Genomic DNA, 890 nt, shown 5'->3' with positions numbered 1-890 from the left:
ACTCACTGTTTTGATGCTAAGCCCCAGTTCACGTGCTATTTGCATGGGGTTCCTTTCATTCAGTAATCGCGTGATGATATCCAATTCCCGTGGTGATAACGGGCTCCTATCTCTGTGGTAGTCTGATATCTGTGAGTGGTCCAACATATAGGTCAGCAAGGATTGCAACATACTTACGGGGGTGGAAGCATCCAGTTCAGCATCAACATTCATCCGCCCAAGGATAGCGAACTTTAACCATTCAGGGCAACCTCGTGGCGAAATAAGCACTGTCCTTACTCCTTGCCGCAGTGGCGTTTCCATTATCTGTCCCCGCAGCATGAGAGTCTCTCCGATATTTCCGTCCATAATCACAACAAGGATATCGGCTACCGGACAGTCCGACGGAAAAAATCCTGACCTCGGGTAATAAACGAGATTTGCGCGCAACGACAATTCAGGATAACTGTAAATGGCATGCTCCAGTCCGAGTCGAGTGAACTGACAGGAACAATACGCCATAATGTTATGCTTGTTCATATTGTTATCCTTAACACTATAAGAATGCAATGGGGATATATTCCACCCCCTTGTTATTCCATCGATGATAATAAATCACAGAAAAAATATCCGCCCGTTAATTTTCCTGTACAGGCGACTTTCTGTTAATTGAATGTCACCATCATTTCAGCAGACGCATTTACTGTTCCAACAGGTAGACTGCTCCCCCCGGAACACAATCGCCAGGTTACATTGTTACTGGTTGACTTGCTGGTTTCTGCACTGGTGATATTTCCTACCTTAAGCTGGGTATTATCAAAGGGTATTCCACTGGTTCCTGTACAAGCCCCGCTGCCAGTGACACCATTATCGATTTCACCGGTGATATACCCCCCACCCTGAGTGAGCGC

1 protein-coding gene and 1 pseudogene are annotated in these 890 nt (G+C 46.3%); both read right to left on the bottom strand.

Going from position 1 to position 890, the window contains the following annotated elements; genetic code table 11:
- The coding region (locus U869_RS32740; RefSeq protein WP_037409761.1) for a hypothetical protein at window positions 1-519 on the bottom strand (519 nt) is incomplete at its 3' end.
- A gap of 125 nt (window positions 520-644) precedes the next feature.
- Window positions 645-890, bottom strand: a pseudogene (locus U869_RS32735) (adhesin); the annotation flags it as partial.

Origin of the sequence: Serratia sp. H1w (genome assembly GCF_000633355.1) — a bacterium.
In the GTDB taxonomy this organism is placed as follows: domain Bacteria; phylum Pseudomonadota; class Gammaproteobacteria; order Enterobacterales; family Enterobacteriaceae; genus Chania.
The sequence above is the reverse complement of the archived record's forward strand: the minus strand, read 5'-3'. Positions and strand labels throughout refer to the sequence as shown.